General features: G+C 69.0%; 23 protein-coding genes. 9 read left to right on the forward strand and 14 right to left on the reverse strand.

Going from position 1 to position 24,309, the window contains the following annotated elements:
- Positions 1–122 precede the first annotated feature (122 nt).
- The 3 genes from EER27_RS13365 to EER27_RS13375 all read right to left on the reverse strand — a co-directional run bounded on the left by EER27_RS13365 (position 123) and on the right by EER27_RS13375 (position 4,549).
- The gene (locus EER27_RS13365; RefSeq protein WP_123088621.1) at positions 123–2,630 is read right to left on the reverse strand and encodes a TonB-dependent receptor plug domain-containing protein; all 2,508 of its coding nucleotides are present in this window, start codon (positions 2,628–2,630) and stop codon (positions 123–125) included.
- A gap of 162 nt (positions 2,631–2,792) precedes the next feature.
- On the reverse strand, positions 2,793–3,341 hold the full coding sequence (locus EER27_RS13370) for a VanZ family protein (protein WP_223807332.1): 549 nt from the start codon (positions 3,339–3,341) through the stop codon (positions 2,793–2,795).
- A complete protein-coding gene (locus EER27_RS13375; RefSeq protein ID WP_425480846.1) occupies positions 3,338–4,549 on the reverse strand; it encodes a class I SAM-dependent methyltransferase in 1,212 nt (403 codons plus the stop codon). Before EER27_RS13375 ends, EER27_RS13370 begins: the two co-directional genes overlap by 4 nt.
- A 204-nt stretch (positions 4,550–4,753) precedes the next feature.
- Between EER27_RS13375 and EER27_RS13380 the strand changes: the two genes are divergently transcribed.
- Positions 4,754–5,497, forward strand: a complete 744-nt coding sequence (locus EER27_RS13380; protein WP_123088622.1) for a pteridine reductase — start codon at positions 4,754–4,756, stop codon at positions 5,495–5,497.
- A gap of 51 nt (positions 5,498–5,548) precedes the next feature.
- Here the strand turns inward: EER27_RS13380 and EER27_RS13385 are convergent, their stop codons facing one another.
- The 5 genes from EER27_RS13385 to tsaD form a co-directional block, all read right to left on the reverse strand.
- Complete coding sequence (locus tag EER27_RS13385) at positions 5,549–6,376, reverse strand: DUF6159 family protein (RefSeq protein WP_123088623.1); 828 nt, start codon at positions 6,374–6,376, stop codon at positions 5,549–5,551.
- Between the two features lie 141 nt (positions 6,377–6,517).
- Positions 6,518–7,867 (reverse strand): Gfo/Idh/MocA family protein, encoded by a 1,350-nt coding sequence (locus EER27_RS13390; protein ID WP_123088624.1) that lies wholly within the window; start codon positions 7,865–7,867, stop codon positions 6,518–6,520.
- A gap of 66 nt (positions 7,868–7,933) precedes the next feature.
- Complete coding sequence (gene folK, locus EER27_RS13395; protein ID WP_123088625.1) at positions 7,934–8,416, reverse strand: 2-amino-4-hydroxy-6-hydroxymethyldihydropteridine diphosphokinase; 483 nt, start codon at positions 8,414–8,416, stop codon at positions 7,934–7,936.
- 13 nt (positions 8,417–8,429) lie between these two features.
- Entirely contained in the window at positions 8,430–8,783 is a 354-nt protein-coding gene (gene folB / locus EER27_RS13400) for a dihydroneopterin aldolase (protein ID WP_123088626.1), read from the reverse strand.
- 124 nt (positions 8,784–8,907) lie between these two features.
- Positions 8,908–9,942 (reverse strand): tRNA (adenosine(37)-N6)-threonylcarbamoyltransferase complex transferase subunit TsaD, encoded by a 1,035-nt coding sequence (tsaD, locus tag EER27_RS13405; RefSeq protein WP_123088627.1) that lies wholly within the window; start codon positions 9,940–9,942, stop codon positions 8,908–8,910.
- Positions 9,943–10,283: 341 nt separating this feature from the next.
- Between tsaD and rpsU the strand changes: the two genes are divergently transcribed.
- The 4 genes from rpsU to dnaG all read left to right on the forward strand — a co-directional run bounded on the left by rpsU (position 10,284) and on the right by dnaG (position 13,490).
- Positions 10,284–10,499, forward strand: a complete 216-nt coding sequence (rpsU, locus tag EER27_RS13410; RefSeq protein ID WP_036137208.1) for a 30S ribosomal protein S21 — start codon at positions 10,284–10,286, stop codon at positions 10,497–10,499.
- Between the two features lie 256 nt (positions 10,500–10,755).
- Positions 10,756–11,202, forward strand: a complete 447-nt coding sequence (locus EER27_RS13415) for a GatB/YqeY domain-containing protein (RefSeq protein WP_123088628.1) — start codon at positions 10,756–10,758, stop codon at positions 11,200–11,202.
- A gap of 7 nt (positions 11,203–11,209) precedes the next feature.
- On the forward strand, positions 11,210–11,734 hold the full coding sequence (locus EER27_RS13420) for a GNAT family N-acetyltransferase (protein WP_123088629.1): 525 nt from the start codon (positions 11,210–11,212) through the stop codon (positions 11,732–11,734).
- Positions 11,735–11,762: 28 nt separating this feature from the next.
- Positions 11,763–13,490 carry a DNA primase gene (dnaG, locus tag EER27_RS13425; RefSeq protein ID WP_123088630.1) on the forward strand — a complete coding sequence of 576 codons (1,728 nt, stop codon included), beginning with the start codon at positions 11,763–11,765 and terminating at the stop codon, positions 13,488–13,490.
- A gap of 75 nt (positions 13,491–13,565) precedes the next feature.
- On the opposite strand, the gene EER27_RS13430 is transcribed toward dnaG, so the two are convergent.
- Positions 13,566–14,729, reverse strand: coding sequence for a dipeptidase (locus EER27_RS13430; RefSeq protein ID WP_190285798.1), 1,164 nt, complete (start codon positions 14,727–14,729; stop codon positions 13,566–13,568).
- A 242-nt stretch (positions 14,730–14,971) separates the two neighbouring features.
- Here EER27_RS13430 and EER27_RS13435 point away from each other — a divergent pair, with 242 nt between their 5' ends.
- A complete protein-coding gene (locus EER27_RS13435; RefSeq protein WP_223807334.1) occupies positions 14,972–17,020 on the forward strand; it encodes a S9 family peptidase in 2,049 nt (682 codons plus the stop codon).
- A 67-nt stretch (positions 17,021–17,087) separates the two neighbouring features.
- Here the strand turns inward: EER27_RS13435 and fabR are convergent, their stop codons facing one another.
- Positions 17,088–17,753 (reverse strand): HTH-type transcriptional repressor FabR, encoded by a 666-nt coding sequence (gene fabR, locus EER27_RS13440; RefSeq protein WP_223807335.1) that lies wholly within the window; start codon positions 17,751–17,753, stop codon positions 17,088–17,090.
- 245 nt (positions 17,754–17,998) lie between these two features.
- Here fabR and EER27_RS13445 point away from each other — a divergent pair, with 245 nt between their 5' ends.
- Both EER27_RS13445 and EER27_RS13450 read left to right on the forward strand, forming a co-directional pair.
- Entirely contained in the window at positions 17,999–19,102 is a 1,104-nt protein-coding gene (locus EER27_RS13445; protein WP_148041031.1) for a ferredoxin reductase, read from the forward strand.
- A 53-nt stretch (positions 19,103–19,155) separates the two neighbouring features.
- The gene (locus EER27_RS13450; protein ID WP_123088634.1) at positions 19,156–20,241 is read left to right on the forward strand and encodes a fatty acid desaturase family protein; all 1,086 of its coding nucleotides are present in this window, start codon (positions 19,156–19,158) and stop codon (positions 20,239–20,241) included.
- A gap of 58 nt (positions 20,242–20,299) precedes the next feature.
- Here EER27_RS13450 and cyoE read toward each other — a convergent pair whose 3' ends face one another.
- The 4 genes from cyoE to EER27_RS13470 all read right to left on the reverse strand — a co-directional run bounded on the left by cyoE (position 20,300) and on the right by EER27_RS13470 (position 23,828).
- The gene (cyoE, locus tag EER27_RS13455) at positions 20,300–21,229 is read right to left on the reverse strand and encodes a heme o synthase (protein WP_123088635.1); all 930 of its coding nucleotides are present in this window, start codon (positions 21,227–21,229) and stop codon (positions 20,300–20,302) included.
- Entirely contained in the window at positions 21,229–22,392 is a 1,164-nt protein-coding gene (locus tag EER27_RS13460) for a COX15/CtaA family protein (RefSeq protein ID WP_123088636.1), read from the reverse strand. Before EER27_RS13460 ends, cyoE begins: the two co-directional genes overlap by 1 nt.
- Positions 22,393–22,497: 105 nt before the next feature.
- Positions 22,498–23,091, reverse strand: a complete 594-nt coding sequence (locus tag EER27_RS13465) for a hypothetical protein (protein ID WP_123088637.1) — start codon at positions 23,089–23,091, stop codon at positions 22,498–22,500.
- Positions 23,091–23,828, reverse strand: a complete 738-nt coding sequence (locus EER27_RS13470; RefSeq protein ID WP_123088638.1) for an SURF1 family protein — start codon at positions 23,826–23,828, stop codon at positions 23,091–23,093. The genes EER27_RS13465 and EER27_RS13470 overlap by 1 nt, the downstream gene beginning before the upstream one ends.
- Positions 23,829–23,912: 84 nt before the next feature.
- Here EER27_RS13470 and EER27_RS13475 point away from each other — a divergent pair, with 84 nt between their 5' ends.
- On the forward strand, positions 23,913–24,125 hold the full coding sequence (locus EER27_RS13475; RefSeq protein ID WP_123088639.1) for a twin transmembrane helix small protein: 213 nt from the start codon (positions 23,913–23,915) through the stop codon (positions 24,123–24,125).
- The last annotated feature ends 184 nt before the right edge of the window (positions 24,126–24,309 follow it).

The following is a 24,309-nucleotide window of genomic DNA, read 5'->3' on the forward strand; positions in this document are numbered from 1 at the left end:
TGAGCCCAGGCGAACGAACGCCGGCAGCATCGCGCGGCGTCGCCGGCGCCCTGTTCGTTGACCACAAAAAACCGGGCGGCCTCGCGGCCGCCCGGTGTCGTTTCATGCCGCTGCGATGACGATCAGAAGCGGTGGTCGAACTTCACGTACCAGCTGCCGCCGTTCATGCCGAACGGCATGGTTTCCCAGCCGTACTTGAAGCCCAGCTGCGGGAACGGTGCACCGCCGACTTCATCCCACTTGTCGGGATAGGTATCGAAGATGTTGTTGCCGCCGACGGTGACACTGGTGCTCTCGTTGAATGCATAACGAATGCCCAGGTCGAACAGCGTCTTGCCGCCCCAGGTCTGCTTGATGCCCGGCGTGAAGCCCTCGCCGGTGACCGAGCCGTAGTAGTTGCCCCGGCCGGTGATCTGCCACTTGCCCGCCTCGTACACCGCCTGCAGCACGTGGTGCGAGCGCGGCTGGCCGCGCTCGACCAGCGTGATCTGGGTGTCGTCGAACAGCTGCGTCGGCGACAGGATGGCCGACTGCGACCGGCGCTCCTTGACCTCGGTCTTGTTGAAGTGCACCAGCGCGGTGAGGTTGAGCTTGTTGCCGCTGGCGAAGGTGGTGTTGTGGTTGGCGACGATGTCCAGGCCGGTGGTGCGCGTGTCGATCGCGTTGGTGAAGAACTGCGCCTGGCCGACGTTGAACGGCGCCAGCGCCGCGCGGATCGGGCAGTTGCTGTTGGTCGCGTTGCAGGCCAGGCCATCCGTGCCGACGGTCTCCGGGGCGATGTTGCCCGAGAAGATGATGCGATCGTCGATGTCGATGCGGAACAGGTCGGCGGTCAGCGAGAAGTTCTCGTTGGGCTTGATGACGAAGCCGACCGAGCCGCTCTTGGAGGTTTCTTCCTGCAGCGGACGGATGCCCAGTGCGCGTGTGACGGCGCTGTCCTGGCGCGCGGTCAGGGTGTCGGTCAGCACGCCGGTGCCCGGGCTCAGGTTGGTCGACACCTGGCTGTAGAACTGCTGCTGCACGCCCGGCGCGCGGAAGCCGGTGGACGCCGTCGCGCGGATGGCGAACTTCTCGGTCGCGTCAAAGCGCGCCGACAGCTTGCCGATGGTGGTGTTGCCGAAGTCCGAGTAGTCCTCGAAGCGCACTGCGGCGCCGAGCAGGAGCTTCTGGGTCAGGTTGGTTTCCACGTCGAAGTACGTGGCCCAGCTCGTGCGGTTCTCGTCGACTTCGGTGCCCGGAGTGAAACCGGGGAAGCCCTGCATGCCCGGCGCGGCGACGCCGCCGTTCTGGCCGACGATGATGATCGACGGATCGTTGTTGCGGCCGTAGGTGTACGACACCGGGTCGCCGGCGATGATCTGGTACGCATCGCGGCGCCATTCCAGACCGGTCGCGAGGTACAGCGGGTTGCCGTTGAAGCCGTCGACGCTGCCGCTGAAATCCAGGTTGAACGTGGTCTGCTCGAACTTCAGCGTGCCGGTGTCGGCCGAGGTCGGCGACGCACCGTGGATGCCGGCGGCCGGGTTGGCCGGATCGATCGGCTCGTACCACCAGCTGACGTTGACCGAGTTGCTCTCGAAGAAGCCGAACTTGCTGCGACCGTGGTTCAAGGACACGTCCCAGTCCCACGTATCGTTGATTGCGCCCTTGAAGCCGACGGCCAGCGAGGCGTCGTCGACCGTCGTCTCGATGGTCGGCAGGAACCCGTTGGGATACAGCGCCGGCACCGTGCGGTCGTCGCCAGCGCTGCGGAAGAAGCCCGAGGAGTTGCCCTCGCGACGCGACAGGCCGCCGAACCAGTACAGCTCGCCGTTGCCCAGCGGGATGCCGCCGTTGAGCCAGAGGTAGGCGTCGGTGGCGTCGGCATCGCCCAGGCGCTGGGTCACGCGCGGCGGATCGACGCGCAGGCTGTCGGGGCCGGCGCGATTGGTCTCGCCGCGGTCGCGGTACTCGGCGGTGAGGTTGAGGTAGCCCTCGGCGCCCAGCTGGAAGCCGGTGTTGACCGAGCCGTGCAGCAGCTCGCCGTCGCCAGCGTAGGCCTCGCCCACCTCGAACGACACATCGGTGTGGTCGGTCTGCTTCTTGAGGATGATGTTGATCACGCCGGCGATCGCGTCCGAACCGTACTGCGCGGCAGCACCGTCGCGCAGCACTTCGATGCGCTCGATCGACGAGACCGGGATCGCGTTGATGTCGGTGCCGGCCGAGCCGCGGCCGATGGTCTGCTGGACGTTGACCAGCGCCTGCTGGTGGCGGCGCTTGCCGTTGACCAGCACCAGCACCTGGTCGGGACCGAGCGAGCGCAGCGTGGCCGGGCGCAGGATGTCGGTGCCGTCGGAGACGAACGTGCGCGAGAAATTGAACGAGGGCTCCAGCATCTGGAGGATCTGGCCGACCTCGAGCGCGCCGGTGGCGTTGAGCTCTTCGCGGCCGATCACGTCGACCGGTGCGGCGGTGTCTTCGGCGGTGCGGCCGCGCACGCGCGAGCCGACGACTTCAATGCGTCCCAGCGTGGTGGGCTCGGCACCGGCCTGGGTACCAGTTTGCTGCGCCTGGGCGGGAACGGAGACGGCGGCGACCAGCGCGGCGGACACCGCGAGCGCCAACCGGGTACGGACTGCTGCGGACATGTGCGGTTTCCTTGCGAAGAGGGTTTGGGCGGACTTCCCCTGTCAAAGTCCGACGCCGAGCTTCACAATTTATTAACCCTTGCGCAAGTCGGTCGATCACATTGCCGAATCTGGCGAGAGCGCGGCGCGAGCCATGACCGACGGGCGGTCGGTCGCCGCGTCTTAGCCCAGTCGCCCGTCGAGCCGCTGCAACCAGCGCGCAGCCGGGGTTGCGGCGAACAGCAGGCCAATCAGCACGCCCACCGTGTTGGCCACCATGTCGGCCGGATCGGCCATGCGCGTGGTGGTGAGCGCGGCCTGCGCGAATTCGATGCCGATCCCGTAGCCAACCAGGCCGGCGGCGGCCAGCGCGCGCGGCCGCAGGCGCACGAACAACATCGCGGCATACCCCGACAGCAGCGCATAACCCACCACGTGCTCGAGCTTGTCGACGCCGTGGAAGGGCGGGGACGGCAAGTGGGAAGCAGACATCAGCGAACCCACCGCGACCAACGCGATCATCGCCACCCAGCCTCCCACCCACAGCCACGGACGCCGGAACCGATGCAGCGATGGCGCTTTCGCGTGCGGCGTCGAACGGGCCGTCGCGACGGCATTCAAGGCGGCATCACCGACCACGGCATCGCCTGCCGCACCGCCCACCGCAGCGGCGTCAGTAGCGCCGTCGGCAAGCAGCGGCGCACCTGCGCTGGCGTCGGACACCTCGGTCACAACCGGAAACTCAGGTCGCCGGCGAGGAAGGCGGTGCCGAAGGCCACGTCCTTCTCGAAGCCCATCACCTGGAAGCGCTCGCCCATGCCGCTGGGCAGGGTCAACTTCTTGACCTCTTCCGTGCGGCGCAGGCGCTCGCCGTCGTCGGCGATGCGCTCGATGCGCTCGAGCACGCCGGCCATGCCGTTGCCGAGCAGGAAGCTGGCCTGCGAGCAATAGCCGGCGAAATCGAAACCAGCGGCAACCCCCGCCTCGGCCAGCGCGGTGAAATCCACCGACGCGGTGATGTCCTGCAGCCCCGGCCAAAGCAGCGGCTGGGCATGCATGCGGTGGCGGTAGAACGCGCGCAGGGTGCCGTCGCTGCGATCGGGCAGGTAGTACTCGCCACGCGGGTGGCCGTAGTCGACGAACAGCATCGCGCCACGCCGCATGCCACCGGACACGGCCTGGATCCAGTACGGCAGTTGCGGCAGCAACTCGGAGCGGTAGCCCTCGGCGAAACGGTGCCCGATGCGCTGCTCGACCTGGCGCACGGTGTTGCCCAGGAAGTCGTCCGCCGGGCGCAGCACCGTCACGAAACGGCCGTCCTGGACCGCGACGTGCTCCTCGTGCACCTCGTCGTTGGCGATCGCAAAGCGCGGCGTCGGCAGGGCGTCGATCACTTCGTTGGCGAACAGCACGCCGTCCCAATCGTGCGGCAGCGGTCCGTCGGGCCAGTCCAGCAACGCGAACAGCGGCGCGGACAGGCGCTCGCGCAGGCGTTCACGCTGGCGCTCGCGCAACTGGGCGCTGGGTTCGAGGATCAGGTAACGGTCCGGCAGCGCATCCAGTTCGAGCAGGCGCTTGAGCGCGACCTCGGCGAAGGCGCCGGTGCCGCCACCCAGTTCGAGGAACAACGCGGACGGGCCAATCTGCTGCAGCACCGGCGCGATGCCTTCTGCGACGCACGCGGCGAAGATCGGACCGATCTCGGGCGCGGTCACGAAGTCGCCCTCCTCGCCGAACTTGCTGGCCCCGGCGCTGTAGTAGCCCAGGCCCGGCGCGTACAGGGCGAGCTCCATGAAGCGCGAGAACGGAATGGCACCGGCGTCGCTGGCGGCGATCTCGGCGCGGATGGCCGCGGCGAGGCGTTCGCTGTGCGCGAGCGCGTCGGGATCGGGGGTCGGCAAAGTGTCCACGAAAACTCCGGCTGTACTGGCGTGCAGGATACCCGTCGGGCCCGGAATGCCGGGAATCGGCCGCCACTGGCGAGATCCGCGGGACGCCGCGGGCCCGTCGTGAGGGCATCGCGTGGCAGGGCCCACGGTGACCAGACGTCACGGTCGACGCCGGCCCGACGCGCGCACGGCTTCCCCCTTTTCGCGCTTCCGGCCCATCATCGGCACACCGATCCGTCGCGATGGAGCCCCAAGATGCCGCCAGCCACCCGCCCCGTCGCCCTTGTCACCGGCAGCGCACGCCGCATCGGCGCGGCCATCGCGCGCCGCCTGCATGCCGCCGGGTACGACCTCGCCCTGCATTTCCGCAACTCGCAGGCAGCGGCGGAAGCGCTCGCCGGCGAGCTCGAACGCGCGCGTCCGTCCAGCACCCTGCTGCTGCAGGGCGACCTGGCCCAATTCGATCGGCTGCCCGAGCTGGTGGCACACAGCGTCGGCCATTTCGGCCGGCTCGATGCCTTGGTCAACAACGCGTCCGACTTCCGTCCGACCGCGTTCGGCAGCACCACGCCGCAGGAGTGGGATGCGCTGTTCGCGAGCAATGCGCGCGCGCCGTTCTTCCTCGCCCAGGCCGCGGCGCCGCACCTGCGCGCCCGCGGCGGCGCGATCGTCAACCTCACCGACATCTACGCCGAGCGGCCCCTGCCGGGCCACGGCGTGTACTGCATGGCCAAGGCCGCACTGTTGATGATGACGCGCGCGCTGGCGCTGGAACTGGGCCCCGAGGTCCGCGTCAATGCGGTGTCGCCCGGCGCGATCCTGTGGCCCGAAAGCGGCGGCGACGCGGCCGCCCAGCGCCGAATGCTCGAACGCACGCCGCTGGGCCGCACCGGCACTCCCGAAGAGGTGGCCGACGCGGTTCGCTGGCTGTTGCAGGACGCCAGCTACAGCAGCGGCCAGGTGTTGCACCTGGACGGCGGCCGGATGCTCGCCGGCTAGGTGTCTGCGGCGCCGGGAATGCACTCCCCGGCGCCTGCGCGTGCCGCGTGCTTACTTCGGCGCGAACGCCGATTCCAGATTCAACGCCTCGAAACCCACCGGCGTCTCGCCGTGGGTCGCGAACTGGTACAGCGCTGCTGAGTACACGCCGCTGAGCGCGGCCTGCACCACGCCCAAGGCCATCAGCGCGAGGATCGCCAGCACCACCACCACGCCACCCAGCCAGATGGAAAGCTGGAACGCGACGAACGCCAGCAGCCCGCCAAGCAGGATCACGCCGAAGCTGGCCAAGCCGAACACCATGCCGATGCCGACGGTGCCGATCGCGTTTTCGCCCCAGGTGCGCTTGAGCAGGCTGGCGCTCTTCTTCAGCGCCACGACCGGGCCCACGTCGTGGGAGACCAGCACGGGCACCACCATGAAGGTGGCCAGCGTCCACGCCACGCCGGCGCCGCTGCCGATCAGGCGCACCAGCACGTTGTCCTGATCCTTGAGCCACTTCAGCGCGATGCCGACCGTGGCCGCGATCGCCGCGTAGCCCAGGATCGGCACGATGCGGTCCTTGGCGATGTTGAAACCGTCGCGCAGGCTGGGATCGCCGCCGTCGAGCCGGATCATCGCCGCGCCGACCAAGGCGCTGTTGAAGAAGATGATCACCGTGTACTGGCAGAAGTAGAACAGGAAGCCCCAGACGACACCCGACGCGCCGAAGCCGTTCTCGAACACCCGCCAGCCGATCACCGGCACGGCGAAGCTCACCAGCACCAGCAGGGTGGCGATCGCGGAGATCATCGGGAACAGCATGAGTTCCTTGTCCGAACGCAAGACCGTCGCGCTGGCCTTCACCAGCCCCCAACTACGCGAAAACTTCTCGAACATCGTGGCGTCCCCATGGAAAGTCCCGCGGAGTCTCGGTCCGATCCGGCCGCGCCACAAGTCGGCGCGGCGCGTATCCGTGATCTGCGGCACGGCCGGCTAGGTCGTCGGCGGTCCGGATCGGGCCGTGCCCGGATGGGTGCGCTAGTACTGGCCGTCCAGCGCGAAGATCCGCTGGCGGTCCTTCCAGCGGCCCTGGCTGAAATCGGGAAACGCCACGGTCTGGTTGCCGGCGGCGATCGACTGCTCCGACAGCGGGGTGATGGCGCTCCAGGCAACCGCGTCGTAGATGTCGATCGGCATCGGTGCGCCGCGCTTGAGCGCTTCGATGAAGGCGTGCACCACGAAGAAGTCCATTCCGCCGTGGCCGGCGCCGGCGGCCTGTGCGCCATGACGCTGCCACAGCGGGTGGTCGTGGCGATCCAGCCACGGCTGCGCCGGCTCCCATTGGTGCGGCTGCGGGCTCTTGCCTTCGATGTACAGCGATTTGTTGACGTCCATCCACAACCCTTCGGTGCCCTGCACGCGGAAGCCCAGCGAGTAGGGCCGCGGCAACGAGGTGTCGTGGGTCAGCACGATCGTCTGGCCGTTCTCGCAGGCGATCTGGGTGGTGACGACATCGCCCAGCGCGAACCGGACCTGCGCATTGGGATGGCCGGCACCCGCGTTGTCGACCACGTAGTCGTGCAGGCCGCGCGCGTTGCTGGCATAGCTGGTCAGCCGCGTGAAACGGTTGCCGCGATGGATGTCCAGCCACATCGCGCAGGGCCCGATGCCGTGGCTGGGATACAGCTCGCCGTTGCGGCGCACGGAGTGCGCGGTGCGCCAGCGCGCCTCCGACCAGCCCTGCTCGCCGAACTCGACGCCGCCACCGGTGGCCTTGCCCGGCTCGCCGGAATTGAACTTGACCGCGCGCAGATCGTGCTCGTAACCGCCCTGGACATGCACCAGCTCACCGAACAGGCCCTGCCGGACCATGCCCAGCACCGCGAGCACGTCGCGGCGATAGCACACGTTCTCCAGCAGCATGTACGGCGTGCCGGTCTGCTCCTGGGTACGCAGCACCTGCCAGTGGTCGTCCAGCGTGATGCCCGCGACGACCTCGCACCCGACCGCGACCTTGGCCTGCATCGCCGCGATCGCCATCGGCGCATGCAATTCCCAGGGCGTGGCGATGATCACCGCGTCGATCCCGCCCTTTGCCAGCATGCCGCGCCAGGCGTCGTCGCTGCCGGTGTGGACCTGCGGGCGAGGTTTGCCGGCCGCATCGACCTGCGCCAGCGCGCGCTCGAGCATGAAAGCCTCGATGTCGCAGATCGCCGCCAGCTCGACGTCGTCGCGTCGCAGCAATTCGCGCAACAGCACCTGGCCGCGCATGCCGGTGCCGATCACGGCCACCCGCAGTCGCGTTTTCGCGCCGCGGCCAAGCCCGGGCAACGGCAGTGAAAGGGCGGCGCCGGCGGCAGCGGCACTGAGGAAGTCACGGCGTTTCATTGGCGGGCTCCGGGTTTCGGGCCCCCGATCATGCCGCGTCGCGCGCGGCAACCGAAGCCAATACCGTCAGAGTTCGACCAAGGTCGCAGGCTGTCCGAACTCCGGATGCGCCGCCCACAGCACCGCCAGCGTGCGGCCATCGCCGGGCACCGGCGTGTCCGGGGCGATGTCGGCCAACGGCCTGAGCACGAACGCGTGCTTGAGCTCCGGTCGCGGGATCCGCAGGTTGCCGCTGCCGGAAAGAATGCAGTCGTCGAACAGCACGATGTCGATGTCGAGGCTGCGATCGCCGTAGCGCGGGCCACTGCGGTCGCGCCCATGCGCGTCCTCCAGCGCGTGCAGCCAGTCGTTCAATGCCTGGGGTGGCAAGTCGGTGTCGATCACCGCCGCGGCATTGAGGAAATCGTTGCCGTCGAAGCCGACGGCACGGGTGCGGTAGACCGGGGACAACCGCAGCGGTCCGAAACGGTCGCGCAACGCGGCAATCGCGCTGCGCAGGTTCGCTTCGGCGTCGAGATTGCTGCCCAGGCTCAGATACGCGCGGCTCATCGCGGCAACCGGCTCAGACACGCGAGCGCTCGATCATCACGCCCACCGCGCGCGCGCCGCGCACCGCGCCGGGCTTGCTGAGCTTGAGTTTCACGTGCTGCACGCCGAACTCGTCGATGATGACCGCCGCGACGCGCTCGGCCAGCGTCTCGACCAGGCCGAACCCCGATTGCGACACGACCTCGATGACGCGCTTGCTGACCGCCTTGTAGTTCAGCGTGTCCTCGATCGCATCGGTTGCGGCCGGAATGCGATTGTCGAATGCCATCTCGATGTCGAACACCAGGGTCTGGCGGATACGCCGCTCCCAGTCGTAGATGCCGATCAGGGCATCGATCTGGAGCGCTTCGATGAAGACTTTGTCCATGGGCGGCCAGTCGGTGGGGGGTTGGGCGGCGGACGAGTGTTCCGGAGTGGGAGGTGGGTGACAAGCGCGCGGTGCCGCGCGCTTGTCACGCGCGCGCCTCACGCAGGCTTCCGAGGCGCACGCCTCACACCTGCCCACCCACCTCCGGCAACGTCGCCATGTCCCAGCGCGGCGTCACGCGTACCGCGGCGTCTTCGTGCTGACCGGCCAGCAGGCGCAGCGCGCCGGCGAAGGCGATCATCGCGCCGTTGTCGGTGCAGAACGCCGGGCGTGGGAAGCACACGCGGCCACCGCGTCGCTGGGCCATGTCGGCCAGCTTGGCGCGCAGGCGCTTGTTGGCGCCAACACCGCCGGCAACCACCAGCGTCTCGCAACCGGCCTCGTCGAGCGCGCGCTCGCATTTGATGGCCAGCGTGTCCACCACCGCGTCCTCGAAGCCGCGCGCGATGTCGGCGCGGGCTTCATCGGACTGCTCGCTGTCGCGCCAGGCCAGCAGCACCTGGGTCTTCAGGCCACTGAAGCTGAAGTCCAAGCCCGGCCGGTTGGTCATCGGCCGAGGAAACCGGTACGTGCCCGGCCGGCCCTGCTCGGCCAGTGCCGCCAGTTGCGGGCCGCCGGGGTACGGCAGGCCCATCAGCTTGGCGGTCTTGTCGAATGCTTCGCCGGCGGCGTCGTCGAGGGTCTCGCCCAGCAGCCGGTAGCGGCCGATCGCGTCGACCGCGACCAGTTGGGTGTGACCGCCGGACACCAGCAGCGCCACGAACGGGGGCTGCGGCCGGCCCTGCGGGTCATCCTCGATCAGCGGCGCCAGCAGGTGGCCTTCCATGTGGTGCACCGCGACCGCCGGTACGTCCAGCGCCCACGCCAGCGACCGCGCGACACCCGCCCCGACCAGCAGCGCGCCCACCAGGCCGGGCCCGGCGGTGTAGGCGACGCCGTCGATCTCGTCGACCGTCATGCCCGACTCGGCCAGGGTTTGCCGCACCAGCGGCAGCAGCTTGCGCACGTGGTCGCGACTGGCCAGCTCGGGCACCACGCCGCCGTACTGCGCGTGCAGCGCGATCTGGCTGTACAGCGCATGCGCGCGCAGGCCGAGGTCGGTGTCGTAGACCGCCACGCCGGTTTCGTCGCAACTGGTTTCGATGCCGAGGACTTTCACGGAATTCGCGGATCGGGAACGGGGGAGAGAAGGTTACGCGCCGGGGCCCCGGTGTGCGCAAAACCGCGATCACGCCGTGTCACCCGGTGGTGGGGCACCATGGCGATGCGGCAAGATGGCGCCTCGTCCAAGCGCAGATGCCGTGGCAACGAATCGCCACCGGACGGTGACCGGGCCAATCCTGATCTGCCGCGAAACCCTGACGCCATGGGCTTTCGCGGCCCCGTCGGAGGCCCACGCCCGGCAGGCATTCCGCCCGGACTTGCACCACGCCCGTGGACCCCACTATCATACGCGGCTCGCCCGATTCGTCCGGGCCAGCCCCCGAACCGAGATAACGTATGCCCAGCGTCAAAGTCCGTGAAAACGAGCCGTTTGAGTTTGCGCTGCGTCGCTTCAAGCGCACCTGCGAGAAAGCCGGCGTCCTCGCCGAGACCCGCAAGCGCGAGTTCTATGAGAAGCCGACCCAGGAGCGCAAGCGCAAGGCCGCCGCTGCGGTCAAGCGTCAGTCCCGCCGCGCCTCGCGCGACGTGACCAAGCGTCAGCGCCTGTACTGATCGACCTCGTGCCGGTCGGCCTGCCGACCGTCGCACCGATCCAGCGCTGCTGATCCGCAGTCCGTGACGGCCGCACCACCGGTGCCGGCTTCGCGGAAGGCAAGCAATAAGCCGGCCGCGCCGATGCGTCGCCGGCTTTTTGTGTTTCCCGATTTTGCAATTCGCGCCTCCCGGTACTGTCGAAACGGCGCCCGCGCCGCAGGCAACACCGGCTCCGCGCCGCGATAGCACCCCCGCCCCCCCGCAAGGACCCGCCATGAGCCTCAAGCAACGACTCACCGAAGACATGAAGGCCGCGATGAAGGGCGGCGACAAGCACGGCCTGGGCGTGATCCGCCTGATCCTGGCTGCGATCAAGCAGCGCGAAGTCGACGAGCGCATCGAGCTCGACGATCCCGCGGTGCTGTCCGTGCTGGACAAGATGGTCAAGCAGCGCCGCGATTCGGTCAGTCAGTTCGAAGCCGCCGCCCGTGAAGACCTGGCCGCGATCGAACGCGGCGAGATCGTGGTGATCGAGCGCTACCTGCCGGCGAAGATGGACGAGGCGGCGATCCTGTCCGCCATCGACGCGGCGATGGCCGAGACCGGCGCCACCGGTGCTGCCGACATCGGCAAGCTGATGGGCGTGCTCAAGCCGGCGCTGGCTGGCCAGGCCGACATGGGCCTGGTGTCCAAGCTGGTGAAGCAGAAGCTGGCCGGCTGATCCGCGCATGGCCGCGGTGCAGCTGCGTTTTGCCACCCGCGCCGACTGCGCGCAGGTGCTCGCCCTGATCCGCGAACTGGCCGACTACGAGCATCTGGCCGATCAGGTCAGCACCGACGAAACCACGCTTGCCGACAGCCTGTTCGGCGAGCGTCCCGGCGCCGAGGTGGTGCTGGCCGAAGTCGATGGCCAAGTCGCCGGGTTCGCGCTGTTCTTCCACAACTTCTCGACCTTCCTCGGCCGGCGTGGGCTGTACCTGGAAGACCTGTTCGTGCGTCCGGCCTTCCGCAGCCTGGGCCTTGGCGCACTGCTGATGCGCTGCCTGGCGCAGGTCGCGCTGGAGCGCGGTTGCGGCCGTTTCGAGTGGTCGGTGCTGGACTGGAACGAACCGGCGATCGGCTTCTACCGCCGCCTGGGTGCGGTCGGGATGGACGAGTGGACGGTCCAGCGCGTCACCGGCCCGGCCCTGCAGGCGCTCGCCGAGGGATTCGACCCGTCGTTGATCGCCGACCACGGTGCGGGCCACGGCTGACCCGCGCCGATGGCATCCTGACGACACGATGGCCCGCATCCCAGACGCCTTCATCGACGACCTGCTCGCACGATCCGATATCGTCGAGCTGATCGGCGCGCGCGTGCCGCTCAAGCGCCAGGGCAAGGAGTACTCGGCGCGCTGCCCGTTCCACGACGAGCGATCGCCCAGCTTCACGGTGTCGCCGACCAAGCAGTTCTATCACTGCTTCGGCTGCGGCGCGCACGGCACCGCGCTGAACTTCCTGATGAACTACGACCGGCTCGAGTTCCTCGATGCGGTCGAGGAGCTGGCCAAGCGCGTCGGCATGGAAGTGCCACGCGACACCCAGCAACGCAACGCCAACCCCGACAGCCAGGACCTCTACTCGCTGCTCGATGCCTCGGCGCGCTTCTATCGCCAGCAATTGGCCGGCAACGGCCGCGCGCTGGCCTATCTGGATGGCCGCGACGTCAGCGACCAGGTGCGCGAACAGTTCGCGATCGGCTACGCGCCCGACGGCTTCAACGCGCTGCGCGATGCGCTGGGGACCGATCCGCGCCGCATGCAATTGCTCGAGCGCGGCGGAATGATGTCGAAGAACGACAGCGGCCGCGTCTACGACAAGTTCCGCGACCGGGTGATGTTCCCGATCCTCGATCGCCGCGGGCGCACGATCGCCTTCGGCGGGCGCGTGCTCGACAAGGACGCCAGCCCGAAGTACCTCAACTCGCCCGAGACCGAGCTGTTCCACAAGGGTCGCGAGCTGTACGGCCTGTGGCAGGTGCGCCAGGCGCACAACCAGATTCCCCGGCTGATCGTGGTCGAGGGCTACATGGACGTGGTCGCGCTGTTCCAACACGGCGTCGACACCGCAGTGGCCACGCTCGGCACCGCGACCACGGCCGACCACGCCGAGCTGCTGTTCCGCAACGCGCCCGACGTGTACTTCTGTTTCGACGGCGACCGCGCGGGCCGCGGTGCCGCGCTCAAGGCGATGGAGTCGGTGCTGCCGCGCATGAAGGACGGCCGTCAGGCGTTCTTCCTGTTCCTGCCCGACGGCGAAGACCCGGATTCGCTGGTGCGCAAGGAAGGCCGCGAGGGTTTCGATGCGCGCCTGCGCGACGCCACGCCGCTGTCGCAGTTCCTGTTCGATTCGTTGTCCCATGACGTCAACCTGGGCACGCTGGAAGGCAAGGGCCGGCTGGCCGAACGCGCCAAGCCGCTACTCGCGCAGATTCCCGACGGCGCATTCGGCGACCTCATGAAGCAGCGCCTGACCGAGCTCACCGGCGTCGGCGCGCGCGCAAGTTCGCCCGAGACCCACGTCCCCGCGCAACGCGCCCGTGCCGGTGCGGCCGCACCCTCGGGCAAGCGCAGCCTCGTGCGCGGCGCGATCGCGTTGCTGCTGCAGAAGCCTTCGCTCGCGTTGGAGCTGCTGCCGCCGTTCCGATTCGCCCCGCTGCGCCAGCCCGGCATCCCGCTGCTGCTGGAACTGTTGCAGCTGGTCGACGCCAGGCCCGACATCAGCACCGGCTCGCTGATCGCGCATTTCGAAGGCCGCGATGAGCATGCCGCGCTGCAGAAGCTCGCCGCACAGACACTGCCGGGCGACGAGGCCAGCTGGCTGACCGAGTTCCTCGACGCGATCGCGCAGCTCGAAAAACAGGTGCGCCTGCAGCGCATCGACGAGCTGCAGATGCGCAAGCGCGAACGCGACCTCAGCCCGGACGAAAAGAACGAACTGCGTTCGCTGCTGACAGCGCGCTTCAGCTGAGCCGCAGCACGTTCTGCCGTCGCGTCGCCGGAACCGACGGCTGCCCGGCGACACGCCCGGGCAGCGCGTTCCTGCTCAGCCCCAGACCTCTCCCATCACCCGCGCGAAATTGCCGCCCAGCACCTTGTGGATGCGCGCCTCCGAGTGCCCGCGCGCGGCCAGCCGCGCACCGATCGTCTCGAAGCGGCGTGCGTGGTTGAGGTCGGGCAGGAACGTGTAAAGCCCGTCCGGTGAGCGCCCGGCTTCGAGCACGCCGTCCTCGACGAGGATCTGCATGAACTCCCGGTTGTCCTTCTCGTACTCCGGCGTGCGCGGCACGGGCGAAACGGTGTTGTCGGTGCCGATGCCGACATGGTCTTCGCCGCACACCTGGATGGCGTGCTCGATGTGCGCGACCAGATCGTCCACGCTGGGCTGGCCCTGGCGGCGCAAAAAGGGCCAGAACAGGATGCCGACGACGCCGCCGCGATCGGCCATGGCGCGCAGCAGGTCGTCGGGCGTGTTGCGCGGTACGTCCGCCAGTGCCGCGCAACCGGTGTGGCTGATCAGCACCGGCGCCTTCGACGCGGCGATCGCCTCACGCGTGGTGCGGCGCCCGCCGTGGGCGACGTCCACCAGGATGCGCTTGGCGTTGAGCTGGTCGACGACCATCCGGCCGAAGTCGCTAAGACCGGCGTCGGCCGTCTCCCCGCAGCCGTCGCCGATCAGGTTGCGGCGGTTGTGGGTGAGCTGGATCACGCGCATGCCGAGCTTCTGGAACAGGTCGACGCGGTCGATGTCGTCGCCGATGGGCGAGCTTTCCTGGAAACCGTAGATCAGGCCAACCGTGCCGTCGCGCTTGGCGCGTTGCAGGTCGGCGCCGTTGCGCACCGCGCTGAAGACCTGCGGGTGCGCGGCGATCATGCCGTCCCAGTGCGCGATGGCCTTCACCGCGCTTTCGAAGGCGGCGTCGCCAAAGCGCAGGCGGCCGCTCGGCGCCAGCGTCAGCAGCGCCGCACTGAGTCCGGAGGCACGCGCATCGGCAAGGTCCAGTGGCCCCAGCGATCCATCCTCGGTGCCGGGTGGGCGGCCGAAACCGCCGGAGGCATCGATTGCCAGCGATTGCGCGTACGGCGGCCAGGCCGTGACAGCGTTGATGCCGTCGCCTGGTGTCGCCATGGCCGCGGCCAGCGCACGCGGTGCCACTGCCAGGGTACCCAGCGCCGTAGCGCTTGCCACCACGAATTGCCGCCGACTCACCATCGCCTGCCTCCTTTCGTTGTCTGACGCATCCGTGCGTGCTTGATCGCTGGCCGTGCGTCGCTGCATTCCGGTCATGGCACCGCGGCGGGCCACGTCCGATGGCCCACGGCACCGCTCCCGATCCCGCGCGTCGCGCCAGATCGGCCCACGGACTTTACGCCAGACCCGGCACAGACGGTCCCGCGCCCGATCGGCCCGGTCGAAGCTAAGCTCGGCATTCGATTCCGGGGACCACACACATGACGCTCCGCCTTCCGCCCTCGTTCACCACGCCGTCGCTTGCCACCATCGCACTGGCGTCCATCGCGCTGGCCTGCACGTTCGCCTGCGCAACGGCGGCGTCGGCCACCGAGTCGGCCGGCCTGCCACGCCAGGAGGTGCTGCGCGAGACACAGGGCAACCGCATCAGCGAGAACCTGCCCCCGATTCCGACGGCTTTGATGGACCAGCTCAACCGGTACCAGAACACCCGCGGCGCCGGGTTCGCCGGCTGGCTGGGTGACGAGTGCCTGCTGATCACCACCCGCTTCGCCGAGACCAGCCAGGCGCACCGCGTGTGCGCACCGCTGGGCATGCGCGAGCAGCTCACGTTCCAGCCCGAGCCGCTGGGCAGCATCGACGTCGCCCCGGCCGGCGCCGCGAACGCCGGCTTCGTGTTCGCGCGCGATGTCGGCGGCAACGAGTTCTCGCAGTTGTACTGGTTCGACCTGGCCACGCGCTCGATCGACCTGCTGACCGACGGCAAGCGCACCCAGAACAACGGCGCCGTGTTCTCGCACGACGGCCGCCAGTTGGCGTGGAGCAGCACCTCGCGCAACGGCAGCGATACCGATGTGTGGGTGCGGGACGTCGCCACCGGCCAGCCTCGCCTGGTGGTGAGCGCGGGCGGGCAATGGAGCGCCATGGACTTCTCGCCGGACGGCAAGCGCCTGCTGGTGGTGAAGTACGTGTCGATCAACGAGACCTACCCCGGCGAGGTCGACCTGGCCACCGGCACGCTGCGGCTGTTTCCCGTCGACGGTGGCAAGGCCGCGGTGCATGGCTTCCGCTACGCGGCCGATGGTCGGTCGGTCTACTACCTGTCCGACGAGGACGTCGCCGGCGCCACCAGCGAGTTCACCACGCTGCGCTTCCATGATCCGGCCGGCGGCGCACCGGTGCAGCTCAGCAGCGCGATTGCGTGGGACGTCGAAAGCGTCGAACTGTCCGACGACGGGCGCCACCTGGCCTTTGTCACCAACGAGGACGGCATCGGCAAGCTGCACGTGCTCGCCCTGCCGGGCCACACCGAGATCGCGCTGCCGCCGTTGCCGGTCGGCGTCATCGGCGGCATGGGATTCTCGCCGGACGGGCGCCGCCTGGCGATCACCCTCAACACGGCGACCTCGCCCAGCGACGTGCACGTGATCGACCTGGCCAGCGCCAGCCTGACGCGCTGGACGCGCAGCGAGGTGGGCGGCCTGGACCCTGCGACGTTCGTCGCGCCGACGCTGGTGCGCTACCCGACCTTCGACCGGGTCGACGGCAAGCCGCGCACGATCCCGGCGTTCTACTACCGGCCTGCCAACCTTCCGCCGGGTCGAAAGCTGCCGGTGGTGATCCAGATCCACGGCGGGCCGGAAAGCCAGTCGCTGCCCTCGTTCAACCCGACCGCGCAGTTCCTGGCCAATGAGCTGGGCGTGGCACTACTGGTGCCGAACGTGCGCGGCTCCTCGGGCTACGGCAAGAGCTACCTGCGCCTGGACAACGGCCCGCTACGCGAGGATTCGGTCAAGGACATCGGCGCGCTGCTCGACTGGATCGCGCAGCAGCCCGAGCTCGATGCCGACCGCGTGGGCGTGTACGGCGGCAGCTACGGCGGCTACATGGTGCTGGCGGCGCTGAGCCACTACCCGGACCGCATCCGTGCCGGCGTGGACGTCGTGGGCATCTCGCATTTCGGCACGTTCCTCAAGAACACCGAGTCGTACCGCCGCGACCTGCGCCGCGCCGAGTACGGCGACGAGCGCGATCCGGCGATGAGCGCCGTGTTCGATCGCATTTCGCCGCTCAACAACGCGGCACGCATCACCTCGCCGCTGTTCGTCGCACAGGGCCGCAACGACCCGCGCGTGCCCTACACCGAGGCCGAGCAGATCGTGAAGGCCGTGCGGGGCAACCAGCAGCCGGTCTGGTACCTGCTGTTCAACGACGAAGGTCACGGCTTCAAGAAGAAGGCCAACGCCGACCTGTTTGGTGCCGCGACGATGCTGTTCTGGCAGCAACACCTGATCGGCGAAACGCGCTGACGCTGCCTGTCCGGAGGCGGCGTGGAGCGCTTTCAGCGCCGAACGCCGCCATCGGGCGCTCCGACGATCAACCCTCGCGCCAGCCTCGCGCGCCAAGGAAGATCACCCGCAGCTGGCGCACGAAGTTGTCGACCAGCTCGCGCTCCTGGCGCGGCTGGCCCTGCGGCAGGTCGAGGATGTCCGACGCGGCGTTGAGCATGGTGGTGACCACCAGCCCGCAGATCATCTGCAGCGTCGCGCTGGACAGATCCGGCAGCGTTCCCAGCGCGCGCAGGTCCTGCGCCATCTCGGAGGCGAAGTGGCTCTCCTCGGTTCGGATGGCCTGGCGGATCACCGGTGAGCCGCCGCTGCGTTCGCCGGCGATGAAGCGGAACACCAGCCGCCGTTCCTCGACGAAGCGCTTGTAGATCAGCACCGAGCCGCGAAGCATGTCGGTCGGCGGAATGCCGTCGCGGCGCGCTTCGCGCAGCAGGCGGCGCAGGGTCACGCCGCCCATCTCGACCAGCGCCAGGCCAAGCTCATCGAGATCGCGGAAATGCCGATAGAACGCAGCCGGTACGACGCCGGCCTCGCGGGTGATCTCGCGCAGGCCCAGCGACGTAAAACCGCGCCCCTGGCCGATCAGCGCCAGGGCGCCCTCGATCAGGCGTTGTCGGGTGCGCTCCTTCTGCTCGCCGCGCGTCGCCGCCGGTTCCGCTTCGCCGCGTGTCGAGGCGGTCTTGATCGACGACAAAGGCGTTCTCCATGCGGGTGATCCGGCGCATTCACCGGATTCCCAGTATAGGCAAGGCGACGGCCACCCCGGCCCCCCGCGCGCAACCCGAGCACGGCTGTGCACTCGATTGAGCGACGTCACGGGGCCATTCAGCCCCGTACGGAAAGGCGATAACCCGGGATTACCGCGCCGCCCGGGCTGACGTCGTGACATTCCGGTCTTCTTGGGTGAACATATGTTCACCCAATTACCGACACCTGCTCGTGGCCGCACACCCCGCTCCCGCCCACCCCCTGCTCCGCGTCTGGCGGCACCCGTTGCTGGAGCCGTTCAACCGCGCCTCGTCCTGGGACCGGCTGCTGGGCCTGGCCAACCCCGCGTGGTCGCTTTCCGAGCCGCGCGCGCGGGTCGTCGACACGGTCGACGAGGCCCCCGGCGTGAAGAGCGTGTGGCTGAAGCCGAACGCGCGCTTCCGCGGCTTTCGCGCGGGCCAGCACACCCTGCTCGAGCTGGAGGTCGACGGCGCCCGGCACGCGCGCTGCTTCAGCTTCTCGCACGCCCCGCGTCGTGATGGCCTGCTGCGACTGACCATCCGCCACAAGCCCGAGGGCCCGGTGTCGACGGCCGCGCACGCATTGCACAAGGGGGCCGTGGTGCGCCTGGGCCAGGCGCAGGGCGACTTCGCGCTGCCGGCTGGCGAGCAACCGCTGTTGATGCTGTCCGCCGGCAGCGGCATCACGCCGATGCTGCCGATGTTGCAGCTGCTGGCCGATGCGCATCAGGCCACCGGTGTCGGACGCGACGTAGTGCTGGTCCACAGCGGCCGCAACGAGGCCGAGACCGTCTTCGCCAACGAACTGCGCGAACTCGCGCGCCGTCTGCCGTCGCTGCGCCTGCACCTGCACGAGAGCGCGCGTGCTGGCCGACTCGATGCGGGCGCCATCGCGCAGCACGTTCCCGACTGGGCCCGGCGCGAGATCCTGCTGTGCGGTCCGGACGGCTTCATGCGCGCGGTCGAGGCGATGCACACACAGGCCGGTGCCGGCACGCGACTGCAGGTCGAAAGCTTCGGTCGTCGCCAGCACGTGGCCCGGCCCGACGCCGAACGCCACGCGGTGGAATGGGAAGTGGGCGCCCAGGCGCGGACGTTCACGGTCGAAAGCGGCCAGAACCTGCTCGATGCCGCCGAGGCCGCGGGGTTGCAACCCCGTTTCGGTTGCCGTCGCGGCATCTGCCACACGTGCCAGTGCCGCAAGCGCAGCGGCATCGTCCACAACCAACTCACCGGACGACTTTCCGGCCCAGGCGAGGAGTGGATCCAGCTGTGCATCTCCACGCCGCTGAGCGACATCGAGCTCGCGCCATGAACCCCCTCACCGACGATCGCACACCCCACCCCGCCAGGACATCCGGAGCCACCATGAGCCCTCGCAAGATCCGCCTCGAAGGCGACACGCTGGCCGCGTTTGAACGCGAGCTCGACGCCGTGCGCCTGCAGGTGCTGGCCGACATCGGCCAGCGCGATGCGCGCCACATCCGACGCATGCGCGGCATCGTGCAGGGTGCGGCCATCGGCGGGCGCGGACTGCTGATGTTCGGCGTTGGCCCCGTCAGCTGGGCGGCCGGTGTGGTCGGCCTGGCACTGGCCAAGATCCTGGAGAACATGGAGATCGGCCACAACGTCCTGCACGGTCAGTACGACTGGATGAACGATCCGTCGCTGAACTCGCAGACCTACGACTGGGATATCGTCTGCGCCGGCGAGCACTGGCGCAACTCGCACAACGTCGAGCACCACGACCACACCAACATCATCGGCCTGGACCACGACTTCGGCTACGGCATGCTGCGCCTGAGCGACCAGCAGCGCTGGTCGCCGGCGTGCCTGCTGCAGCCGTTCTCGTACCTGCTGCTGGCGATCAACTTCCAGTGGGGCGTGGCGGTGCACGACATCAAGATCGGCCGCTTCGTCAAAGGCCGGATGCCGTTTGTCGAGTTCCGCGAGCGCATGCGTCCGTTCCTGCGCAAGGCCGGCCGTCAGCTGTTCAAGGACTACGTGCTGTTTCCCGCACTGGCGTTCTGGCAGTGGCCGCGCGTGCTGCTGGGCAACCTGGCGGCCAACCTGATCCGCAACGTGTGGACCAACGCGATCATCTTCTGCGGCCACTTCACCGAGCACGTGCACACCTACACGCGCAAGGAAGTGGTCGGCGAGACGCGTGGCCAGTGGTACCTGCGGCAGATCCAGGGATCGAGCAACCTCGAAGGCGGGCGGACCTTCCATCTGCTGACCGGCCACCTCAGCCACCAGATCGAGCACCACCTGTTCCCCGACCTTCCGGCGCCGCGCTACACGCAGATCGCACCGCAGGTCCGCGAGATCTGCGCCCGCTACGGCGTGCACTACAACACCGGCGGATTCTGGAAGCAGTACGGCGGCGTGCTCGCACGGATCGTGCGTTACGCGTTTCCGGGCAAGCGCCGCGCGGCGGCAGCAGCGGCCTGAGCACACGCTGCCGCGTGCTGGATCCGGACAGGCACCCGCGCGTCGCGGGTGCCCGGGGCTATGCGACGGGCTGCAGCTCGAATGCCGCGCCCGGTTGCAACAGCGGCAGCAGCCAGTGATCGACCAGCAGGAACGCGAACAGCGCCATCAGGTAGACGATCGAGTAACCGAACACCTTCATCGCGTACAGCTCGTCGGGCGGATTCATGAGCTTCCATGCGTAGCCCAGGAACACCAAGCCCAGCACCATCGCGCCGCCCAGGTAGAACAGCCCGCTCATGCCGGTGGCCCACGGCAGCACCGTCACCGCCACCAGCAGCACCGTGTAGAACAGGATCTGCCAGCGCGTGTATTCGACGCCATGGGTGACCGGCAGCATCGGCACCATCGCGCGCGCGTAGTCCTCGCGCCGGAAGATCGCCAACGCCCAGAAATGCGGCGGCGTCCACACGAAGATGATCAGCACCAGCAGCAGCGCGTGTGGATCGAGCGTGCCGGTGATCGAGGCCCAGCCCAGCGCCGGCGGCGCCGCGCCGGCGATGCCGCCGATCACGATGTTCTGTGGCGTCGCGCGCTTGAGGAACACGGTGTAGATCACCGCATAGCCGATCAGCGAGGCGAACGTCAGCAGCGCGGTCATCACGTTGACCCACACCACCAGCACCACCATCGACAGCGTGGCCAGCACCAGCGCGAAGATCAGCGCCTTGGCCGGGGTGATCTGGCCAACCACGATCGGGCGCCACGAAGTGCGCGCCATCTTCGCGTCGATGCGCGTGTCGAGCAGCTGGTTGATCGCCGCCGCGCTCGAGGCCGCCAGCCAGATGCCGAGGAAGCCCAGCAGGCCGCGTCGGGTCTCGTCGGCGTCGGGCAGACCGTCGACGGCCAGGAACATGCCGACCAGCGCGGTGAACACGATCAGCGCGACCACGCGCGGCTTGGTCAGGTCGAAATACTGGCGCGCCGTTTCGCGCAGCGAGCTGGCCATCACGCCTCCGGCTCGCGCAGGCGCGCCAGCAGCGACACCAGCGTGAACAGCAACAGCACCGCGCCGGCGTTGTGCAGCACCGCCACCGTCAGGGGCAACCCCAGCTTCACGTTGGCGATACCCAGCGCGACCTGGGCCAGCGTCAACACGCCCAGCAGCGTCGCCCAGCCGCGCATCCCCGGCGTGCGCAGCAGCTTGGCCGCGAACCCCAACAGGTAGACGAACACCAACACCGCCATGATGCGGTGCGAGAGCTGGATCGCGATGCGCGCCTCGCCGTCGAGCACGCCGCCTTCGTAGTCGACGCCGATGCCGCGCCACAGCACGAACGCCTCGCGGAAATCGTGCGCGGGCCACCACTGGCCAACGCAGGTCGGGAACGAGTTGCCGCAGGCCAGCGCCGCGTAGTTCGCGCTGGTCCAGCCGCCCAGGGCGATCTGTACGCCCAGCAGGATCAGCCCGCCGATCACCAGCCGCCGCAGCACCGTGGTATCGGCCAGGCGGATGGGCAGGTCGGTGGCGCGCCAGGCCATCCACAGCAGCAACGAGAACGTCAGCAGGCCGCCCAGCAGGTGACCCATCACGACAACAGGCTTGAGCAGCCAGGTCACTGTCCACATCCCAAGCAGCGCCTGGAACACGATGACCAGCAGGGTCAGGGTCGCCGTGCGCGACAGGTCGCTGTCGTTCCAGCGCAACGCGGCGACCAGCAGGATCAACTCACCGGCAATGGCCAGCGCCGACGCGGCCGGATGGTGGCCGCGCATGTACAACGGTATCGCCAGCGCCACCAGCACCGCCGCGACGATCACCTGCAGGGTGCCCCAGCGGCGTCGGCGCACGGCCAACAGCGCCAGCACCAGCACCAGCACGCCCAGCGCGCCGGCAATCATGCGGTGGAACTGCTCGCGCCAGGCCTTGTGCATCTCGACCGGACGGATGGCGGTGGCGGCGTGCTCGGCGATCGGGTTGGCCGCCGTTGGCCATGCGGCCCGGCCGTAGCACGTCGGCCAGTCCGGGCAGCTGAGGCCGGCGTTGGACAGCCGCACGAACGCACCGAACACGATCACGCACAGCGCCAGGCCGACCGCCAGCCAGGCGATGCGATGGAAGTGCCGGTAGACGGCGGGTTTGGCGACAGGGCTGTGCAACGTAGCGGTCATGCGTGACTCGTGCGGGACGGATCCGGGCGCCGGGAAGCGCGTCGGTTGGAAGTCTGGTGGGGTGCTGTCTGGCAGGCGCGCGCGTGGCGCCGCGGTGCCATCACATCACGCCAGTTTCAGCAATTTGGCGAGGTCGGCACGCAGGCCGGCCGGATCGAAGCCGGGAGCGTAACGCAGAATCACGAAGCCATTCGGGTCGATGACGTAGACCGGCAGGCCCTTGGGATCGTCCAGGCGCGGCAGGGACGCACTCAGGCGAGGATCGGGCCGCACCTGTTTCAGGGTGCGCGGGCGCTGCACCGACGCGGGCGGCATGCAGGCCGGGCCATCGCACAGCCACAGCACGTGGACGCGGTCGGCGTCCTTGCCGAACAGGCGCCAGACCGTGTCCAGGTCATGGGCCAGCTTCGCGCAGGCGGCGTCGCATTCGGCGGGCGCGGCGACCACGATGCGCCAGGTGCGCGCGTCGCGATTCCAGGCGTAGTCGCCACCGCCGACCAGTGCGGGCGAGAGTTCGCGAATGTCGCTCGGCGGCTGCAGCATCTCGCCGAAGTTCTTGCGGCCTTCCGGCATCCAGCCGGTGAAGCGCAGCACGCCGGCAACCAGCATGCTGCCGAAGAACATCATGAAGATCGCGATCAGCAACCCGCGGTTGCGGTTGCGCGTCTTGGAGTCCAGCGGGCGGGTTTCGACGTCCATCAGGCAGCGGCCTTGTGGGTTCCGCGCGGTCGGCGGAAGGTGAGGATCAGGGCGGTGACGAGCACCGCCAGCGCGAGCCCGCCCCACTGCAGCGCGTATCCGCGGTGCTTGTCGGGCGGCAGGGTATTGGCGAGCAGTTCCAGGTCCCGGTCATAGCCCAGCGGCAGGGCCGGATCGAGCCGCAGCACGCGCGGTGCCAGCGGCCTGTCGAACGGAAGGGCGGCATCGATCGCGGCCGGATCGACCCGCGTCATCAGCCAGCCGTCGCCGCTGGACGCCAGCGCCGGACCGAGCGCCAGCCCGATCGACGGCGGCGGCGCGAGCATGCCGCGCAGGCGTTGCGGCCCGGTGGGCAGATCGATGGCCGGCAGCTTGCGATCGCCCGCCAGTGGCAGCCACCCCAGATCGACCAGCAGCGGCGCGCCGCCCTCGGGCCGGAACAGGCGGTAGGCGCGCACGCCGGCGCGACCGTGACGCTGCTGGTTGTCCAGCCACAGCGGGCCGGCGACAACGAACTCGCCGTCGCCCTCGCTCCAGGCGAACTCGTGCGCACGGGCCGGATCGGCCGACGCGCCAAGCGGTACGGGTTGACGCTGCGCCAGCACCTGCGCGGCGGCGTCGAGCATCGCCTGCTTCTCGTGAGCGCGGCGCAGCTGCCAGGCCGAAAGATTGCCGAACAGCGCGATCGCGGCCAACGCCAGCATCCAGCCGCCAATCAGGGTACGCCGGCGGCTCATGCCCGCATCGCCATCGGCTGCGATAATGCCGGCGTCCAGAAGGCCGCCGGTGCGGCCGCCACCAGGGAACCCGGGAGCTCCGCCATGAAAACCCTGCTGATCGTCGGCTTCCTGATTCTCATACTCTGGAACCTCGGTGCCGGCCTCTACTACATGCTGGTGGACAAGGGCAGCAGCAAGCGCACCGTGAATGCACTCACCCGCCGCATCGCATTGTCCGTCGCGCTGATCGTGATGGTGGTCATCGCCGCCAAGATGGGCTGGATCGAGTTCCACGGCGTCGGCTCGGCGCCGTAACCGGAACCGGCTGGCGTAACCACCGGGGCGGCGGCATCGCCGATTCCCGCACGTCAGGTGGCTCCCGCTACCCGCCCACGTATCGCCGATGCCTCCGCGGGAGCTGCGGCACACCATCTGCCGCCACACCTGCTTTCCGGCTGCACGGCAGCCGGACCCGCTCGCGGCGCCCCGAAGGGCGCCC

Source organism: Montanilutibacter psychrotolerans, from assembly GCF_003719825.1.
GTDB lineage: Bacteria > Pseudomonadota > Gammaproteobacteria > Xanthomonadales > Xanthomonadaceae > Montanilutibacter > Montanilutibacter psychrotolerans.

Bases quoted from the DNA above. Each gene is read 5' to 3' on its own strand.
- EER27_RS13470 (WP_123088638.1), bottom strand. From the start codon at position 23,828: ATGAGCCGCCGGCGTACCCTGATTGGCGGCTGGATGCTGGCGTTGGCC.
- EER27_RS13460 (WP_123088636.1), bottom strand. From the start codon at position 22,392: ATGACCGCTACGTTGCACAGCCCTGTCGCCAAACCCGCCGTCTACCGG.
- EER27_RS13465 (WP_123088637.1), bottom strand. From the start codon at position 23,091: ATGGACGTCGAAACCCGCCCGCTGGACTCCAAGACGCGCAACCGCAAC.
- dnaG (WP_123088630.1), top strand. From the start codon at position 11,763: ATGGCCCGCATCCCAGACGCCTTCATCGACGACCTGCTCGCACGATCC.
- folK (WP_123088625.1), bottom strand. From the start codon at position 8,416: ATGAGCCGCGCGTATCTGAGCCTGGGCAGCAATCTCGACGCCGAAGCG.
- EER27_RS13420 (WP_123088629.1), top strand. From the start codon at position 11,210: ATGGCCGCGGTGCAGCTGCGTTTTGCCACCCGCGCCGACTGCGCGCAG.
- EER27_RS13365 (WP_123088621.1), bottom strand. From the start codon at position 2,630: ATGTCCGCAGCAGTCCGTACCCGGTTGGCGCTCGCGGTGTCCGCCGCG.
- EER27_RS13475 (WP_123088639.1), top strand. From the start codon at position 23,913: ATGAAAACCCTGCTGATCGTCGGCTTCCTGATTCTCATACTCTGGAAC.
- rpsU (WP_036137208.1), top strand. From the start codon at position 10,284: ATGCCCAGCGTCAAAGTCCGTGAAAACGAGCCGTTTGAGTTTGCGCTG.
- EER27_RS13435 (WP_223807334.1), top strand. From the start codon at position 14,972: ATGACGCTCCGCCTTCCGCCCTCGTTCACCACGCCGTCGCTTGCCACC.
- EER27_RS13415 (WP_123088628.1), top strand. From the start codon at position 10,756: ATGAGCCTCAAGCAACGACTCACCGAAGACATGAAGGCCGCGATGAAG.
- cyoE (WP_123088635.1), bottom strand. From the start codon at position 21,229: ATGGCCAGCTCGCTGCGCGAAACGGCGCGCCAGTATTTCGACCTGACC.
- EER27_RS13385 (WP_123088623.1), bottom strand. From the start codon at position 6,376: ATGTTCGAGAAGTTTTCGCGTAGTTGGGGGCTGGTGAAGGCCAGCGCG.
- EER27_RS13450 (WP_123088634.1), top strand. From the start codon at position 19,156: ATGAGCCCTCGCAAGATCCGCCTCGAAGGCGACACGCTGGCCGCGTTT.
- EER27_RS13380 (WP_123088622.1), top strand. From the start codon at position 4,754: ATGCCGCCAGCCACCCGCCCCGTCGCCCTTGTCACCGGCAGCGCACGC.
- folB (WP_123088626.1), bottom strand. From the start codon at position 8,783: ATGGACAAAGTCTTCATCGAAGCGCTCCAGATCGATGCCCTGATCGGC.
- EER27_RS13390 (WP_123088624.1), bottom strand. From the start codon at position 7,867: ATGAAACGCCGTGACTTCCTCAGTGCCGCTGCCGCCGGCGCCGCCCTT.